The organism is Bacillus sp. XT-2 (genome assembly GCF_025696525.1).
Classification (GTDB): domain Bacteria; phylum Bacillota; class Bacilli; order Bacillales; family Bacillaceae; genus Bacillus; species Bacillus halotolerans.
Genome location: NZ_JAHVOC010000001.1, coordinates 125,072 through 142,172, shown reverse-complemented (window position 1 = coordinate 142,172; position 17,101 = coordinate 125,072). Strand labels below are relative to the sequence as shown.

15 protein-coding genes and 1 other annotated feature are annotated in these 17,101 nt (G+C 43.4%); of the genes, 5 read left to right on the top strand and 10 right to left on the bottom strand.

The features are described from left to right. Positions 1 to 7: 7 nt before the first annotated feature. The 4 genes from mbcS to KXD37_RS00775 all read right to left on the bottom strand — a co-directional run bounded on the left by mbcS (position 8) and on the right by KXD37_RS00775 (position 4,431). Positions 8 to 1,597, bottom strand: coding sequence for an acyl-CoA synthetase MbcS (gene mbcS, locus KXD37_RS00790; protein ID WP_106020266.1), 1,590 nt, complete (start codon positions 1,595 to 1,597; stop codon positions 8 to 10). A gap of 177 nt (positions 1,598 to 1,774) precedes the next feature. After that, the gene (gene sspA, locus KXD37_RS00785) at positions 1,775 to 1,984 is read right to left on the bottom strand and encodes an alpha type acid-soluble spore protein SspA (RefSeq protein WP_014114778.1); all 210 of its coding nucleotides are present in this window, start codon (positions 1,982 to 1,984) and stop codon (positions 1,775 to 1,777) included. A 92-nt stretch (positions 1,985 to 2,076) separates the two neighbouring features. Beyond that, positions 2,077 to 3,282 carry a tRNA uracil 4-sulfurtransferase ThiI gene (thiI, locus tag KXD37_RS00780; RefSeq protein ID WP_106020267.1) on the bottom strand — a complete coding sequence of 402 codons (1,206 nt, stop codon included), beginning with the start codon at positions 3,280 to 3,282 and terminating at the stop codon, positions 2,077 to 2,079. 3 nt (positions 3,283 to 3,285) lie between these two features. Then, entirely contained in the window at positions 3,286 to 4,431 is a 1,146-nt protein-coding gene (locus KXD37_RS00775; protein ID WP_105990207.1) for a cysteine desulfurase family protein, read from the bottom strand. 192 nt (positions 4,432 to 4,623) lie between these two features. Here KXD37_RS00775 and brnQ point away from each other — a divergent pair, with 192 nt between their 5' ends. Next, entirely contained in the window at positions 4,624 to 5,964 is a 1,341-nt protein-coding gene (gene brnQ, locus KXD37_RS00770; protein WP_254517834.1) for a branched-chain amino acid transport system II carrier protein, read from the top strand. Between the two features lie 89 nt (positions 5,965 to 6,053). On the opposite strand, the gene ezrA is transcribed toward brnQ, so the two are convergent. Then, positions 6,054 to 7,742 carry a septation ring formation regulator EzrA gene (gene ezrA, locus KXD37_RS00765; RefSeq protein WP_044153843.1) on the bottom strand — a complete coding sequence of 563 codons (1,689 nt, stop codon included), beginning with the start codon at positions 7,740 to 7,742 and terminating at the stop codon, positions 6,054 to 6,056. 196 nt (positions 7,743 to 7,938) lie between these two features. Between ezrA and hisJ the strand changes: the two genes are divergently transcribed. Then, positions 7,939 to 8,745 carry a histidinol-phosphatase HisJ gene (gene hisJ / locus KXD37_RS00760; protein ID WP_106020268.1) on the top strand — a complete coding sequence of 269 codons (807 nt, stop codon included), beginning with the start codon at positions 7,939 to 7,941 and terminating at the stop codon, positions 8,743 to 8,745. Here the strand turns inward: hisJ and refZ are convergent. Beyond that, on the bottom strand, positions 8,729 to 9,364 hold the full coding sequence (gene refZ / locus KXD37_RS00755; RefSeq protein ID WP_010335311.1) for a transcriptional regulator RefZ: 636 nt from the start codon (positions 9,362 to 9,364) through the stop codon (positions 8,729 to 8,731). The genes hisJ and refZ overlap by 17 nt on opposite strands. 129 nt (positions 9,365 to 9,493) lie before the next feature. On the opposite strand from refZ, the gene KXD37_RS00750 reads away from it, so the two are divergent. Further along, positions 9,494 to 9,982 carry a GAF domain-containing protein gene (locus tag KXD37_RS00750; protein WP_101860116.1) on the top strand — a complete coding sequence of 163 codons (489 nt, stop codon included), beginning with the start codon at positions 9,494 to 9,496 and terminating at the stop codon, positions 9,980 to 9,982. A gap of 44 nt (positions 9,983 to 10,026) precedes the next feature. Here KXD37_RS00750 and KXD37_RS00745 read toward each other — a convergent pair whose 3' ends face one another. After that, positions 10,027 to 11,769, bottom strand: a complete 1,743-nt coding sequence (locus KXD37_RS00745; RefSeq protein WP_024122503.1) for a diguanylate cyclase domain-containing protein — start codon at positions 11,767 to 11,769, stop codon at positions 10,027 to 10,029. 294 nt (positions 11,770 to 12,063) lie between these two features. Here KXD37_RS00745 and rpsD point away from each other — a divergent pair, with 294 nt between their 5' ends. Next, entirely contained in the window at positions 12,064 to 12,666 is a 603-nt protein-coding gene (rpsD, locus tag KXD37_RS00740; RefSeq protein ID WP_024122504.1) for a 30S ribosomal protein S4, read from the top strand. A gap of 22 nt (positions 12,667 to 12,688) precedes the next feature. Here the strand turns inward: rpsD and sr7p are convergent, their stop codons facing one another. The 3 genes from sr7p to acsA form a co-directional block, all read right to left on the bottom strand. Further along, positions 12,689 to 12,817: a small protein SR7P gene (gene sr7p, locus KXD37_RS00735; protein WP_024122505.1), complete on the bottom strand. Its 129-nt coding sequence runs from the start codon at positions 12,815 to 12,817 to the stop codon at positions 12,689 to 12,691. Positions 12,818 to 12,948: 131 nt separating this feature from the next. After that, positions 12,949 to 14,217 carry a tyrosine--tRNA ligase gene (tyrS, locus tag KXD37_RS00730; RefSeq protein ID WP_095714526.1) on the bottom strand — a complete coding sequence of 423 codons (1,269 nt, stop codon included), beginning with the start codon at positions 14,215 to 14,217 and terminating at the stop codon, positions 12,949 to 12,951. Positions 14,218 to 14,265: 48 nt separating this feature from the next. Beyond that, positions 14,266 to 14,507, bottom strand: a binding site (T-box leader). Positions 14,508 to 14,561: 54 nt separating this feature from the next. Continuing rightward, positions 14,562 to 16,283: an acetate--CoA ligase gene (gene acsA / locus KXD37_RS00725; RefSeq protein WP_024122507.1), complete on the bottom strand. Its 1,722-nt coding sequence runs from the start codon at positions 16,281 to 16,283 to the stop codon at positions 14,562 to 14,564. 160 nt (positions 16,284 to 16,443) lie between these two features. Between acsA and acuA the strand changes: the two genes are divergently transcribed. After that, on the top strand, positions 16,444 to 17,076 hold the full coding sequence (gene acuA, locus KXD37_RS00720) for an acetoin utilization protein acetyltransferase AcuA (RefSeq protein ID WP_069487059.1): 633 nt from the start codon (positions 16,444 to 16,446) through the stop codon (positions 17,074 to 17,076). The last annotated feature ends 25 nt before the right edge of the window (positions 17,077 to 17,101 follow it).

Sequence of the window (17,101 nt, the reverse complement as noted above, 5' to 3'; positions counted from 1 at the left end):
TCTTTCTTTACGTCTCTTTATTGGCTTTGAGCTGTTCTTCACGTTTTCTTAATTCCACTCGTCTGATTTTTGCAGAAGCCGTTTTCGGCAGGCTTTCGACAAATTCAATCTCTCTTGGATATTTGTATGGAGCCGTAATGGTCTTCACATGATTTTGCAGAACTTTGACGAGCTCATCACTGCGTTTTTCGTGATCTTGCAGGACAACGTATGCTTTAACGATGGAGCCTCTTATTTCATCAGGGCTTGCGACGACAGCACATTCTTTGACTTCAGGGTGCTTCACGAGCGCATCTTCCACTTCGAATGGCCCGATCGTGTAGCCGGAGCTGATAATGATATCGTCATTCCGGCTTTCAAACCAGAAGTAACCATCCTCATCTTTTCTTGCTCTGTCTCCTGTTAGGAAATAATCGCCGCGAATTTGTGTTTTCATTCTGTCCGGATCTTTAAAATATTCTTTAAAGAGTGCCGGGGTGCTGAGGTGAACAGCGATATCACCAACCTCACCAGTTTTGCAGATTTCACCGTCTTCATTGATGATCTCCACCTGATTTCCCGGTGTCGGTTTTCCCATGCTTCCCGGTTTAATGTCCATATCCTTTAAGACACCGACTAAAAGCGTGCTTTCTGTTTGGCCGTATCCGTCTCTGACCTTGACGCCGAAATGCTTTTGGAACACGTCAATCACTTCGCGGTTGAGCGGCTCACCGGCTGAAACAGCGCTGTGCAGGGCTGAAAGATCGTAGCTATCTAAGCCTTCGACCTTTGCCATTAAACGGTATTCCGTCGGCGTACAGCAGAAAACATTGATTTTGTAGCGGTTTAAAAGCTCTAAATATTTTTCAGCTTTGAATCTGCCTTGATACACAAAACCTGTTGCTCCGCTTCCGAGTACCGCCAATAGCGGACTCCATACCCATTTTTGCCAGCCTGGCGCAGCAGTCGCCCATACGGTATCCTGTTCAGAAATATCAAGCCATGCACCGGCAGATGTTTTTAAATGAGCAAATGCCCATCCATGTGTATGTACAACACCTTTCGGCTGTCCCGTTGTTCCGGAAGTATAAGACAAGAACGCCATGTCTTCTCTTGTTGTATCAGCAGTTTGAAAACGGCTTCCATCCGCATCAATCGTTAATAGATTTTTCCATCCGGCATCATTTTCACCAATAGAAAGTTTAATCAGGCGGTCTGCAGTACTGACATCACGGAAAGCGCCAATAAAAGCAGAATAAACAATGGCGCCTTTCACTTCGGCATGTTCAATCCGGTATTCAAGATCTTTCGCACGAAGCATTTCAGAACAAGGAATAACGACCATTCCCGATTTCAGGATAGCCAGATAAACGGCATAGGCTTCGAGCACACGCGGCACCATTACAATCAGTTTATCTCCCTTTTTAAATCCAAGATCAGCCAGAGCCGCACCGATTTTATTTGTTTCTTCCATAAGCTTTTCATACGACCATGATTTTTGTTTGCCCGATTCATCCTCCCATAATAGGGCGGTTTTTTGTCCAGTTGCACTGAACTTTTCGATTTCATTAACTAAATTGTATTCCATTGGGGCAATTAAATCTTCTCGTTTCAACACGAACAACTCCTCACTTTCTCCACCCATTATACATAAATACATGCCGTTTCCGTAAGGATATGCCTAAAAACAAGCTCCATAAACATCGGTTTTTATAGGCCGCTGGTCCTTTTTTATAAAAAAACGAAAAAGAGTGGGGAAAAACCCCACTCCTAAGCCATTATGTGAAATTGTAAATTAGAATTGTCCTCCGCCCATGTTTTGTTGAGCAAAAGATACAAGACGTTTTGTGATCTCTCCTCCAACAGAACCGTTAGCGCGAGAAGTTGTTTCTGCTCCAAGGTTTACACCGAATTCAGAAGCGATTTCCAATTTCATTTGGTCGATAGCTTGAGCAGCTCCTGGTACTAAAAGGTTGTTGCTGTTACCTGAGTTATTGTTAGCCATGTGTCTCACCTCCTTGTGAGTATAGAATGTGTTAAAACACATGGCTTCATACAGAAAATCTTTGGTAATTGTATACAGGAGCCGGCTCTTAGTTAAAAGAGTTCTGCGAATTTGTCGTTTGCTTCTTGTTCGCTATATAATGTCATTGTTTCAATGTGATCAACCGCCTCTTGAATCAGCGGTTCAAAATCCACAAAGCTCTCAAAGTGTTCGATTTTTTCTTTTTTCGGGCGTGTTTTCGGGCTTGGCGGCGTAAAGATCGTGCAGCAATCTTCAAATGGCTGGATGCTTGTTTCGTATGTGCCGATTTCCCGTGATATTTCGATGATTTCTGTTTTATCCATAGCGATTAACGGACGCAGAATCGGTGTAGACGTAACCGCATTAATCGCGTACATGCTTTCAAGCGTCTGGCTCGCTACCTGTCCGAGGCTTTCCCCCGTAATAATCGCGAGCCCGTTTCTTTTTTCTCTGATTCTGTCGGCAATTTGAAGCATTAAGCGGCGGGTTGCCGTCATCGTATAGTTTTCAGGAATTTGTTTTTGGATCAGCTCTTGCGTCTTTGTAAACGGGACGATATGAAGCGTCATGCTTCCTCCGAAGCGAGACAGACACTTCGCTAAGTCCATCACTTTTTGTTTCGCACGTTCGCTTGTGTATGGCGGGCTGAAGAAATGGACAGCTTCTACTGAGAGTCCTCTTTTCATTGCGTAAAAACCGGCTACCGGGCTGTCAAAACCGCCGGAAAGCATCAGCATCGCTTTCCCCGCTGAACCGACCGGAAGACCGCCGGCGCCTTTTTCATTGCGAATCGTCAAAAAGGTTGCTTCCTCCCTGATTTCAATTCTGAGCGGAATGTCTGGATTGCGGACATCAACTGTCAGCCCTTCTGTATTTCGCAAAATATGGCCGCCGATTTCAGCGTTCATTTCATTCGTATCTAATTCAAACTGTTTATACGCTCTCTTTGTCGCGACTTTAAACGTATCACCAGGCCGGTATTGATCCTTGATCGCCTGCAGGGCAGTTGTTTTAATATCATCAAGGCGGCTCTCACACTTAATGGCCAGACTGAAGCTTTGAATGCCAAACACCTGTTTCAAGTGAGGAAAAAGAGCCTCAGGGTCCACTCCATTTAATGTAATCGTCATACGATCCCGATTAGAAAAGTATTTTAATGTTGGATAGTCTTTCAGGACAAGCCTGACGTTTTGCTTTAAACGTTCAATAAAGCTTTTTCTGTTTTTTCCTTTGGTTGATATCTCCCCAAAACGAATTAATATATGATCGTAATTCATGTTCTACCTCATCATTTTTTTTAGTTTTTTGATGCCAGGCACAAGCGCGTTCATAAATGGCTCTGTCACATCGCTTGTCTGGCTGTAGTTTAAGCTGATTCTGATGCTGCTTCCGGCGATCTGCTCTCCCTTGCCCATCTGTAACAGGACTTTGCTCGGTTTATGTTCCTTTGCCGAGCAGGCTGATGTCGTTGAAACGAATATATCCTTTTCCTCCAGCATATGCAAAAGCACCTCCGCTTTTATGCCCGGCACAGAGAAATTAATGATATGCGGAGCGCTATTGAAGTGAGGCGTATTTAAGACAACACCGTCTGAATCACTCAGCCTTTTCATAAACAATTCCTTTGCGGCCGCCATTCTTTCAAGGTGATGATGATAATCATCAGCCGCAAGATTGATGGCTTTGGCCAGTGAAACCGCACCTGCTGTATGCTCGGTTCCTGCACGTATGCCTTTTTGCTGGGAGCCGCCTGTTATCAGCGGGATAAGACGCGTTCCTTCCTTTACTAAAAGTGCACCTGTCCCCTTCAGTCCGTGGAATTTATGGCCGGATATGGAACAAAGATCAATGCCGGCATTCTCGATCGCCAAGGGAACTTTAAAGATGCCTTGCACATAATCGACGTGAAACAGAATGTTCGGATACTGCTTCAGCACTTCTCCAGCCTCTTCAATCGGCTGCACGGAGCCAACTTCATTGTTCACATGCATCATGCTGACAAGCACGGTATCCGGCCGAATCGCATCTTTCAGTTCCTTAATGGACACAAATCCATCTTCATTTACTGAAAGATAAGTTACTTCAAACCCGAATAGCTCTGTCAGCTGCTCCAAAGATTCAGTAACGGACGGATGTTCGATAGAAGTGGCAATGATATGTTTGCCTGTTTTTATCTTTGACAAAGCGGCTCCTTTTAAAGCCACATTATTAGCTTCTGTAGCACCTGACGTAAATACAATATCATAATTCTTTAGGCCCAAGGCTCTTTTTATTTGATTTTTGGCTGCCTGAAGCAGCTGTTCCGTTTCGGCTCCATATCGGTGCAAAGATGAAGGATTGCCAAAATATCGGCTGCTAGTCTGTTCATAAACGTTCAAGACTTCATTATAAGGTTTGGTCGTTGAACTATTATCTAAATATATCATCTTTTTTTACTCCTTTATGAAAGCGGTACAAGGTATGATATTTATGTTACCATAACAAAATTTAATAGAAAATTACAAAAAGCTAGTATTGACTTCTAAATTTTTTACCATATAATAAGATTTGTTCGTTTCGTCATATTATCTGACAATTAATTGACAGAATATTTTAACATAATTATTAGGAGGATTTTCATGAAACACTCACTGCCTGTCAAAGATACCATTATTATTGGTTTCATGCTATTTGCGCTATTCTTTGGAGCAGGAAATATGATTTATCCGCCGGAACTTGGACAAGCAGCCGGACACAATGTCTGGAAAGCCATCGGCGGATTTTTACTGACCGGGGTAGGTCTGCCTCTTCTCGGAATTATCGCTATCGCATTAACCGGCAAGGATGCTAAAGGACTTGCTGATAAAGCTCACCCTGCATTCGGTACAGTATTTACTGTTGTGCTTTATTTATCAATCGGACCATTATTCGCCATCCCGAGAACAGGAACCGTTTCTTATGAAATTGGTGCAGTTCCGTTTCTGGCTGGCGTTCCTGAAAGACTGTCTTTATTATTTTTTACACTCATCTTTTTCGGCATTACTTACTATTTAGCGCTAAACCCAACCAAAGTCGTGGATCGAATCGGAAAAATTCTCACTCCAATTAAATTCACAATTATTTTAGTGATTGTTCTCAAAGCGATTATCACGCCAATGGGCGGTTTAGGTGCAGTAACGGAAGCATATAAAGGAACACCGGTATTTAAAGGATTTTTGGAAGGCTACAAAACAATGGACGCGCTTGCTTCAATCGTATTTGGTGTTGTCGTTGTAAATGCTGTGAAAAGCAGAGGCGTTACACAATCAAAAGCTCTTGCGGCAGCTTGTATTAAAGCCGGAATAATTGCTGCATTAGGGCTGACATTCATTTATGTTTCTCTGGCCTACCTAGGTGCAACAAGCACAAACGCAATCGGGCCTGTTGGTGAAGGAGCTAAAATTTTATCAGCATCGTCCCATTATTTATTCGGTTCATTAGGAAATATCGTACTTGGATCAGCTATCACAGTCGCATGTTTAACCACAAGCGTTGGGCTTGTCACTTCTTGCGGCACATATTTTTCAAAGCTTATCCCTGCGTTATCATATAAAGTTGTCGTTACCATCGTCACTTTATTCAGCTTGATGATTTCTAATTTCGGGCTTGCTCAAATTATCGCTTTTTCAGTTCCTATTTTATCAGCTATTTATCCGCTTGCCATTGTCATTATCGTTCTTTCATTTATTGATAAGCTCTTTAAAGAAAGACGTGAAGTTTACATTGCATGCTTAATCGGTACAGGATTATTCAGTATTTTAGACGGAATAAAAGCAGCCGGCTTTTCGCTCGGAGCTCTAAATACGTTTTTAAATGACAATCTGCCGCTATACAGCCTTGGCATCGGCTGGGTGATTCCTGGAATCATCGCCGCCATTATCGGCTATATTCTTACCTTTTTCATCGGTACATCCAAACAGCAGCTTAAAGAAATAAGTTAATGTTATGGTCGCCTGCGTTACTGCGCAGGCGTTTTTTTAATAAAAAAGAGCCCGCTCATAAACTGCGGGCTCTTTTTTACGATCTGAATTTAAGCGGATAAATCAGCTTTTATTTTTTTCACAGCACCTGGCGCAGCTTTCTCTACAGCTGCAGCCGCAATTTCATAGGATTCTTCATAATCATAAGCGTAAAACCGTCTTTCCGCTTCTTTCAGCTGTTCAGATAAAATATGGTTCTGGCTTCTGAATCGGTTTCCGAACTGAATGATTTTTTCAATCAGCATAACCTGCTCTACCAGTTCCTCTGATTCCCGGCTTGCCCTGTTCACGATATCTTCCGCTTGTTTCAGATGGGCTCCGGCCTCTTCCATATTTAAAGGAATTTCGTTTAATTGATTGACCGTTTCTTGAATGTGATGATGCGCGTTTTCCAGCATCTCTTGAATATGACTCGGGATGCCCGGGATGTTGCTTGTCTTCAGCAGTCTTGCTGTTTCAGAAATTGTTTTTTTCAGATTGCCAAGTGTCTCTCTCGCCTGCAGTTCTTCTTTTCTAAGAGCCTGCAGCTTTTCACGGTAATCCGTATGGTCTTTTTTCACTTCTTCAATCTGCTTCTCAATTGATGCAACCTCTTCAACTAAAAGAGAGTAGGCGACATGCTCTGCATCCAGCTTATCTTTTACTGACGCAAGCAGCTTGCCGACTTCATCAATGCGCTTTTCAAAGGCCTGCTGTTTGCCTAGCTCACCAGCTGTCAGTCTGTAGCTTTCCTTCACCAGTTCAGTTTCCGCCTTTGTCTGCTCCTTCTCTTCTTTCAGCTTATCGTAAGCAATGATCAGCTCAGGCATTTTGCTTAACACAGATTGGCCTGCTTCAACTTCACCCTCGAGCTGCTGGTAAACAGATTGAATATTTTCGTCTATGAGCTGCAGTATGGCAGATGCTTCATCAATATCCAGCTCAGTCATCAAAACATGTTCTGCCCGTTTCAGCTGATTTGACAGGTTTTCCAGTTCCTTATCAATCTGGATATGCTCAAGCTTATACCCTTTCTCTTTCATTTCGCGATATCCGTCTTTGAGCTTTGCAATCTGGCCCGGCAGCGTCTGCTTGCAGTCGGCTAACAGTTTCGGCACATCATCTATGTACGACTGAAGCCGTTCTAGATTGCGGTCCTGCTCAAGGAGAACTTTTCTTGCAGTAATATAGTTCCCGCCCTCTGTCTCTTCTTCAAACTGTTTGATCCCGCTCCAAATCTCGTCAAGATCTGCTTCAAGGCTGTCATAAAGCTCTCCGTAAAGGTGGCTGTATGCCAGCAGGTTTTTTCGGGACTTTGAGTAGCGTTCTCTTACCTGTTCAATCTCTTCGCGGCTCTTTTCTTCACTTGTGACGAGATTGCTGATTTCCCGGAGTATCTTTTCAATGTTCGATTCCGCCGCTGTCAGGAGATCGTCGATATGAACGAGCACTTGATTGGCTTTTTTAAACCGGTATTTGTCCGCGCATTCTTCGGCATCGTAAAGGAGCTCTTCAACTTTCGGCATATGGGCAGTGACAATCTCATCCCATTCTTCACGCCATTTCTCAAAGAACTCTTCTGTCTGCCCCGTCATTTTCAGATGTTTAATTTTGGACATTTCTTCCACTATCGATCGATTGAGAATTTCAATCTTCCAAGATTCCAAACGATCAATTTCCGTGTAGATTTTTTTCCTGAAAAAGTAGCCCGCCGCAAACAGCGCGAGCAGTACAATTAATAATCCAATGACAAACTCCATAATGAGCCCCCTTGCTGTTAACCTTAATCTGTCAGGGTGTTTTATTTATTCAGAAAGATTTCAGGATATGTATTGAGAAAAACTGTCGTTTTCATTGTTATTATGATACCATGTAACCAACATTTTTTGAGCAGAAATCAAAAACTTTTTGTGCAAAATCGGCAGGATTTGACTATTTTTTCACGGGGTGACACCAATGCTAAAGCGAGACGGACATATTCACACACCATTTTGCCCTCACGGAACAACAGACACACTCAGACAATATGCGGAGGAAGCGATAAAAAAAGGCTTTCAATCAATTACGTTTACAGAGCACGCTCCTTTGCCTCCCTCTTTTACCGATCCGACACCGCAAAAAGACAGCGCGATGGCGCAAGCCTCTTTGGAACGCTACATTAATGAAATTTCCGGATTAAAAAAAGAATATCGCGGACAGCTTGACATACGGACCGGGCTTGAGGTCGATTATATTGCTGAATACGAAGATGAAATCAAATCGTTTCTGAATACATACGGCCCATTTTTAGATGACAGCATCTTATCCGTTCATTTTTTGCGCACAAGCTCGTCTTATCTGTGCCTCGACTATGATGAGCATACATTTAAAAAGCTGATCTCAGAGTGCGGAAGCATCGAAGCTGTATATGAACTGTATTACCGCAGCATTTATTCTTCTATTGTAGCATCTCTCGGCGCCTATAAGCCAAAAAGAGTCGGTCACATCACACTCGTTAAAAAATTCATCAGGCTGTTTCCTTATAAAATGTCCGATCATATTCACAGACTTGCTTCTGAGTGCCTGAACGCTGTCAAGGAAAACGGAATGGAGCTCGACTTTAATACATCAGGTCTGAGAAAAACATACGCGGGGGATATTTATCTGGAGGATTGGATGATTGAGGCGGCGAAGCAAAAAAACATCCCGCTTGTATTCGGGTCTGATGCCCATCAAGCGGGTGATGTCGGATACGCGTATGAGAAATTTACTGAACTGCGCTAATTTGTGACCGCATGTCTCCTGTCCGGAATACGCTTCTGATCCAAATCTTGATTTCCTCAAAATACATTTTATAAAAGTACGGCTCGTGCGGCTGCATATAGAGCACTTCTGAAATATATTGAGGCTGGAGATAGGGCATCATCAAGAGAGATTTTAATTGAAGAATAAAATGAGGCAGCGGCAGCGTTAAATGTTCTCGCTGTTTTTCTCCTTCCTCAATAATCAGCTGGAAGATATACTTTTCCTTCATCAGGTACGTCGACATTATTTCCCTTATTAAAGTCGAATCAATGGTGACTTCCCGGTAGACAAACCGAGTTAATTGACGATTGTTATGCTGATAGGATAAAATATCGAAAACCAATTGGAGAAGCTGTTCCTGCGTGCTTTGAAAAGAGATGTTGCCTGCCGCTGTTTCAAGTGTTTTATTGTAGCCTTCGTAAAACTCTGAAACTAAGTGTTCCATCAAACCTCCTTTGCCTTTAAAATAGTAGGAGATGTGCGCAACATTTACATCAGCTGACTTTGCAATTTCACGGACAGATGTGCCAGAAAATCCTTTTTGGTTAAAGAGCATGACAGCAGATTCAATAATTTTGTCTTTGGTGCTTACTTTCATACCGGCTCACTCCTTCCTCTTGTTACAAATTCAAGGCGGAGACCGGCTGTTCCTGTAAGAACTTATCGACAAATGCCGGCAGAAAAGCCGGGATTTTGTTTTATATTATAGAAAAAGTGAGGGTTTTCCATGTTTCATGTCGAACAACAATCTGGAGATAAAGAAAAAGACTACCAGCTTCTGCTCAAACAGCTCGAAGCCATAACAGAAGACGAAACAGACCAAATTGCAAACTACGCAAATGCGTCAGCACTGCTTTATCATTCATTGCCTGAGGTCAACTGGGCCGGTTTCTATTTTGCTAAAGAAGGGGAAGGACAGCTTGTGTTAGGGCCATTTCAAGGTCTGCCGGCATGTGTCCGTATTCCTTTCGGCAAAGGCGTTTGCGGAACAGCATATGCAAACGGAAAAGTAGAGCGAGTTGCGGATGTAAACGCATTTCCGGGACATATCGCCTGTGATGCAGCATCTCAATCAGAAATTGTGCTTCCGATTCATGTAGACGGAAACCTAGTCGGCGTTTTGGACATTGACAGCCCTGTCAAAAACCGATTTGATGAGATCGATGAAAAGTATCTTACACAATTTGCAGAAATCCTTGAAAAAGCTTTAGTGTAGAGCATACAACAAAAGCCCAAAACATGTAGCGTTTTGGGCTTTTTTCATTTTATCGACTCGTGAATCATCAAACGGTTTTTCCCGCTGCGTTTCGCGGTGTAAAGCGCTTCGTCGGCCTCGTGAACAAGCTCCTTCAAGGATTTTTTCGATTCTGAGTCCCAGCAGGAGATTCCGCATGAAATCGTCACCTCAGGCTTCGTGCTTTTTCTCACCGCACAAACAAGCCTTTCGGTAATCCGTTTCCCGACAGCAACCGTCACATTCGGAAGGTAAACCGCCAGCTCCTCGCCCCCCCAGCGGGCGCCGACATCATGCTTTCGAATATTGCTTTTGATAACGGAAGCGACCTGTATTAAAATCTCGTCCCCTGTCTGATGTCCGTACGTATCATTTACATTTTTAAAATTATCAATATCAACAAGAATAAAAACGCCTTTTTGATGAATTTTCATGCTGTATTGAATTTTTTCATCTAAATAGACTCTTGAATACAGCTCTGTCAGCTGATCCGTTTTCACCAGATGCTCAAGGCGGTCGCGAAGCATCGAATTGGTCACAGCCAGCGTTGCGTGATGAATCAGCGCTTGGAACAGCTTGTACATTTCAAATGTAAAAGCGTACATTTCCTTTTTCAGCAAAACGGCAAATCCCAGGAGCTGGTCATTCTCCATCATCGGAACAGCCATAAGTGAACCGTATCCGGCTTTTCCAAACACAGACTGTCCATTTCCGATAAAAACGCCATTCTCACCTTCGTACAGTTTTTCTTTTATTTCATTATATATATCAGACGACTTCGTTTCTTTAAAAAATGCTGTGCTCCCGGGAAGCAGTGTCTGATGTTCAAAATGGTCAATATGGAAAAAACCCACTTCTTCAGCATGAAATGATTCAGCCATTCTCACAGCAAGATCGTTCATCGTATCCGTCAGCGTCAGCCGCTGGTTGAGACGGCGCGATGTTTCATTAATTAATTCCAAGTTTGCAATACTTGTTTTGGATTGTTCATAGAGCTGGGCATTTTCAAACGCCTTTCCCGCCGCATTTGCTATCAGTGACATTTCATCAAGGTACACGTCGGTAAGAGGACTGTCTCCCGCCCCACCTGCCATCAGAACGCCGTACGTTCCCTGCTGCCCTTTAATTGGGATGTAAGCGACCGTTTCATTTTTCCGCAAAATGTTCCCGGATAGATAGACTTTAAGCGCAAAGGAATCGGCATCTTCCCCTTCCATATACAGTTCCTTTGCAGGAACACCTATACATTGGTCCTGATCATGAGAAATAAACAGAGAAAATTGAAACAGGGGAAACGTGGTGTGTAAGCTTTCAAGAAGCTTCTTCAACACTTCCGTCTGGTCGAGCAGCGAATGGAACAGTTCTGTCATCTTGTATATCTTTTTTTGATAGATTGTTTTGATATAAAGTCTTTCCTGTTTCATTGACTGATTCAAAAAAGAAGAAATCAAATCCGGAAGCTCTTCCGGAAACACTCCGTCCTGCCTGCATGTTAAATGAAAGCTCCTGCCGGAGACATGATCCTCGATAACATAAAATGAGGCATTTATTTTCGATGCAGAAAAATGCACTTCATCCTCTGCCATTTGTGCCATGTGATCAGATGGAGACGGTAAAAGGGATACGCAAAGTGATGGAAAATATGTTTGAATAGCCGATGTCAGCCATAAAAGAGAGTCGGTGAATGAGACCTTTACAGATTTGGTTAATAAAAAATCGAGCATATGATAACGAAAGGCGGGTAATTGATCTTTTGTTTGTTCTATCATGTTTTATCACCTAAAAAGTTTACCACTAATTTTTGTTTATTATATCATAAACAGCAAAGCGATAATGGATGAATGGTTGACTTCAAAACAAATAAATTATATAATGACCTTTGTGTGAAATATTGCAGCCTTTTTGTTCAGCTTCTATGTTTTCATTTTGTTCCTTATCAGTAAGGTGTATCGTGTAACTCTCTGCTGCTGGAGCGAGGATACATGAAAACAAAATGTCCATGGTCGAATAGAACAGACGGTTTTTATTTTCCACAAAAATAAAACCAAAGGAGGAGTCACATTATGGCTCGCTATACAGGTCCATCTTGGAAACTGTCCCGCCGTCTAGGAATCTCTCTTAGCGGAACAGGAAAAGAATTAGAAAAACGCCCTTACGCTCCAGGTCCACACGGCCCAGGACAACGTAAAAAATTATCAGAATACGGTTTGCAATTGCAAGAAAAGCAAAAGCTTCGTCACATGTACGGTGTAAACGAACGTCAATTCCGTACATTGTTTGACAAAGCTGCAAAAATGACTGGTAAACACGGCGAAAACTTCATGATTCTTTTAGATTCTCGTCTTGATAACGTTGTGTACAAGCTAGGTTTAGCGCGTACTCGCCGTCAAGCTCGCCAATTGGTTAACCATGGCCACATTACTGTAGACGGAAGCCGCGTTGACATCCCGTCTTACCAAGTAAAAGCTGGTCAAACAATCGGTGTTCGCGAAAAATCAAGAAACCTTTCTATCATCAAAGAATCTGTTGAAGTAAACAACTTCGTTCCTGAATACCTTACTTTCGACGCTGAAAAGCTTGAAGGTACATTCACTCGTCTTCCAGAGCGTTCTGAACTTGCTCCGGAAATTAACGAAGCGCTTATCGTTGAGTTCTACTCTCGTTAATCGTTTAAAAAACCCCCAGCCGCTATGCGGTCGGGGGTTTTTTTTCGTCTGATTCTTCTACCGTTTCCTGCTGGACAACACTTTCTCTGGTCTGCTGCTCCCAATAATCCCGCTGCAATCTTTCTTTGGCGATCGTACACATGAGATTCACGGTGAGCTCTCCCTCCTATTGAAAAGGTGGTGAATGGTCGTGTTTGCCCTATCTAATATACTCTTTCCCTCAAATTCCTATGCGCTAAACCAAAAACATCCTTTGCCAATTAAGCAAAGGATGTTTTTTTCTTATTTATATGTGACAAGGAAGTATTTTTTCTTCCCGCGGCGCAGAACAGTAAATTGATCTTCAATGCGGTCTTCAGCAGATAAGATATAGTCAATTTCTGTCTGGCGTTCACCGTTAATGTAAACGGCTCCGTTTTTAATATCTTCACGGGCTTGGCGTTTAGACGGTGACAGTTTCGATTCAACCAGCACATCTACGAGTGACAGTTCTTCAGCGCTGTCTTTTTCTAGAGAAGGCACATCTTTAAAACCGATTTTTACGTCTTGGGCAGAAAGCTCTTTAATATTGCCGCTGAACAATGCTTGGGAAATATTAATCGCTTGCTCCAGTGCCTCGCGTCCGTGAACGAGCGCTGTCACTTCTTCTGCCAGGCGTTTTTGCGCTTCACGCTTTTCAGGTGCTGTTTCAGTTTTTTCAGCATATTCTTCGATTTCTTCCTTTGAAAGGAACGTGAAGTATTTTAAATATTTCACTACATCACGGTCGTCTGTATTGATCCAGAATTGATAGAACTCATATGGGGACGTTTTTTCTTTATCAAGCCAAATTGCGCCGCCTTCGGTTTTTCCGAATTTTGTGCCGTCCGCTTTCGTTACAAGCGGAATGGTAAGACCGAATGCTTTTGCTCCTTCTTCTTCAGATTTTCTGATCAGCTCAAGGCCAGCTGTAATGTTGCCCCATTGATCGCTTCCGCCGATTTGCAGCTTACAGTTTTTCTCTCTGTACAGGTTTAAGAAATCATAAGATTGAAGAATCATGTAGCTGAATTCCGTGTAAGAGATGCCGGATTCGATTCTGGAGCTGACTGTATCTTTTGCCAGCATGTAATTGATGCCGAAGTTTTTGCCGACGTCACGAAGGAAGTCGATCACATTCATGTTTCCGATCCAGTCGTAGTTATTTGCCATAACAGCCGGGTTTTCCGCTGACTCAAAATCAAGAAATCTTGAAAGCTGATGTTTGATTTTTTGCGACCATTCGACAACAATATCAGCCGTGTTTAATGTACGCTCAGCTTTTTTTCCGCTCGGATCGCCGATTAAACCCGTCGCGCCGCCCACAAGCGCAATCGGATGGTGCCCCGCAAGCTGAAAACGGCGGAGTGTTAAAATGGGCAGCAGGTGCCCGATATGCAAGCTGTCTGCTGTCGGATCAAAGCCTGAGTACAGGCGGATTTTTTCTTCGTTCAGCTGTTTATTCAGTCCTTCTTCATCCGTCATTTGCTGAATCAATCCGCGGAAGGATAAGTCTTCAAGTAAGTTTGTCATGAGATAAAGCTCCTTTTTTAATAAAATAAAAACGCCCCTTCGTGTAAACGAAGGGACGATTGATTATCGCGGTACCACCCTACTAATAAGAGCATACATACAGCTTTTCGCTCTTATCACTTTGCCTGATAACGGATCAGGTCCGTTCTTTCACTACTGAAAGCCTGAGCGGCTTTGTTTGCAAAAGCGGTTCATGAGTGTATTCGATATATCCGTCTGTGCTGATTTTCACCGGCCATCAGCTCTCTGGAACGTAAGGATATTCTACTTGTCTCAATCTTTACCTTTTCATATGAAGCTATATCATTTTTAACATAAATAAAATCCCGTGTCAACGGCGCCTTTTAATCCTCCATCGTTGACAGGTCTCCGGCCGGAAGATTCAGTTCCCACGCCTTCAGCACACGTCTCATGATTTTACCGCTCCGTGTTTTTGGCAGCTTATCCTTAAATTCAATTTCACGCGGAGCCGCATGGGCTGCAAGACCTTGTTTGACAAATTGGCGGATTTCTTCCTTCAGTTTATCAGATGGCTCAAACCCTTCTCTGAGAGCGATAAAGGCTTTGATGATTTCGCCGCGCACGGGATCAGGTTTTCCAATGACCCCCGCCTCCGCAATTGCCGGATGTTCGACAAGCTTGCTTTCCACTTCAAATGGTCCGACGCGCTCACCGGAGGTCATGATGACATCGTCCACTCTGCCTTGGAACCAAAAATACCCTTCATCATCCATGTAGGCAGAATCACCCGACACATACCATCCGCCAGGCATAAAATAAGATTCGTATTTTTCAGGGTTGTTCCAAATCGTGTGCATCATAGATGGCCAGCCCTTTTTAATGGCGAGGTTCCCCATTCGATACGGCGGAAGCTCGTTCCCCTGATTGTCAACGATTGCTGCTTCTACACCGGGAATCGGTTTTCCCATCGAGCCTGGTTTAATATCCATGCAAGGATAGTTGCAGATCAGCTGTCCGCCCGTCTCTGTCATCCACCATGTATCATGAATCCGTTTATTAAAAACTTTATGCCCCCATCTGATCACTTCCGGGTTTAAAGGTTCACCGACACTCAGCACATGGCGGAGTGAAGTCAGATCATATTTGGCAGCCATCTCATCTCCGGCTCCCATCAGCATTCGAAAGGCAGTCGGCGCGCTGTACCAGACGTTTACGCCAAGCTGCTCAATCGTTCCATACCAGCTTTCCGGGCTGAATCGTCCGCCGACAATAACATTTGTCGCTCCGTTCAGCCACGGCGCAAAAATCCCGTACACCGTTCCAGTCACCCAGCCTGGGTCGGCCGTGCACCAATAAATGTCCTCTTCCTTTAAATCAAGGACCCATTTTCCTGTCTGATACTGCTGAACCATCGCCTCATGGACATGAAGCACACCCTTCGGCGTACCCGTAGATCCTGATGTATAGTGAAGCAAATAGCCGTCTTTCCTGTCCATCCATTCAATGTCCAGTCTTGTGCTCTCATGCTTAGCCACTTCATCATAATGAATGATGTTTGTTCCTCTCTTTTCAGCCTGGCCGCCGACTATGAATATATGCTGTAAATCAGGCAGCTTTTCAACCGGAATCCTTTCCAAAAGCTCAGGCGTCGTGACGACAACCTTTGCCTCGCTGTTTTGCAGCCGGTCCTTAACAGCCCCCTCCATAAACGCTTCAAATAACGGCCCGGCGATTGCGCCGATTTTGATAGCGCCTAGCATAATAAAATAAAGCTCGGGTGATCTCGGCATAAAAATAAAAACGCGGTCCCCTTTTTCCACATTTCCATACCGTCTCAGTACATTCCCGGCTCTGTTTGTTTCTTCTTTCATTTCTTTAAATGTGTATTTTTCATCCCGTTTTGCGTCCTTATAATAAAGCGCTACTTTGTTTTTCCGAAAAGATTCGGCGTGGCGGTCTATCGTTTCATAAGCCGCGTTCAATTTCCCTGTCTTATGCCAAGAGAAATGTTTTTCCGCTTCGGACCAATCAAATTGCCGATACGTTTCATCGTAGTTTTCTAGGTTATGATCCCCCTCTATAGCTGGTAACGCTTTCAAATTCATGTCAAAACATCCCCCTTTGCTGAAGTTGTCACATTTATTATAGTATATATTCATATTCTTCTCAATTTTTAAAATATAAACCATGTTGAAAACGCTTTATAATTTGTTATTCTTAAAGGAGGCATGTATTTTTTATAGAAATTGATGGGACGGTGAATCAGTGGAACATCATAAAACATATCACTCTGCAAACATCAAAACAGCAACCGGCTCCTTACTGATAGAAGGGCCTGTCTCTCCAGAAGACTTGGCAGGTTATGAGTTTCATAAGGATTTGACCGCATTTCGGCCGCCCCGGGAACAGCATGAAGCATTAGTCGATATTGCCGGCCTTCCTGAGGGACGCATTATCATTGCCAGAGACGGCCAGGCCATTGTCGGCTATGTAACGTATCTATACCCTGACCCGCTCGAAAGATGGTCAGAAGGAAATATGGAGGATTTGCTTGAGCTCGGAGCCATTGAGGTGGCGCCGGAATACCGGGGATGTTCTGTCGGAAAAACGCTTCTGACCGTCAGCATGATGGACGAACAAATGGAGAACTACATTGTGATGACGACAGAATATTACTGGCATTGGGATTTAAAAGGGATGAAAAAGGATGTGTGGGAGTACAGAAAGATCATGGAGAAAATGATGAACGCAGGCGGATTGGTCTGGTTTGCCACCGATGAGCCAGAGATCAGCTCCCATCCTGCGAACTGCCTGATGGCGCGCATCGGAAAAAACGTCAGCCAGGAATCAATTGAACGATTTGACAGGCTCCGTTTTTATCATCGTTATATGTATTAACTGACACTGACAAAGGGGAAAAGAT

Coding starts and splice junctions, on each gene's coding strand:
- sspA (WP_014114778.1), bottom strand. CDS start 1,984: ATGGCTAACAATAACTCAGGTAACAGCAACAACCTTTTAGTACCAGGA.
- thiI (WP_106020267.1), bottom strand. CDS start 3,282: ATGAATTACGATCATATATTAATTCGTTTTGGGGAGATATCAACCAAA.
- KXD37_RS00775 (WP_105990207.1), bottom strand. CDS start 4,431: ATGATATATTTAGATAATAGTTCAACGACCAAACCTTATAATGAAGTC.
- brnQ (WP_254517834.1), top strand. CDS start 4,624: ATGAAACACTCACTGCCTGTCAAAGATACCATTATTATTGGTTTCATG.
- ezrA (WP_044153843.1), bottom strand. CDS start 7,742: ATGGAGTTTGTCATTGGATTATTAATTGTACTGCTCGCGCTGTTTGCG.
- hisJ (WP_106020268.1), top strand. CDS start 7,939: ATGCTAAAGCGAGACGGACATATTCACACACCATTTTGCCCTCACGGA.
- refZ (WP_010335311.1), bottom strand. CDS start 9,364: ATGAAAGTAAGCACCAAAGACAAAATTATTGAATCTGCTGTCATGCTC.
- KXD37_RS00750 (WP_101860116.1), top strand. CDS start 9,494: ATGTTTCATGTCGAACAACAATCTGGAGATAAAGAAAAAGACTACCAG.
- KXD37_RS00745 (WP_024122503.1), bottom strand. CDS start 11,769: ATGATAGAACAAACAAAAGATCAATTACCCGCCTTTCGTTATCATATG.
- rpsD (WP_024122504.1), top strand. CDS start 12,064: ATGGCTCGCTATACAGGTCCATCTTGGAAACTGTCCCGCCGTCTAGGA.
- tyrS (WP_095714526.1), bottom strand. CDS start 14,217: ATGACAAACTTACTTGAAGACTTATCCTTCCGCGGATTGATTCAGCAA.
- acsA (WP_024122507.1), bottom strand. CDS start 16,283: ATGAATTTGAAAGCGTTACCAGCTATAGAGGGGGATCATAACCTAGAA.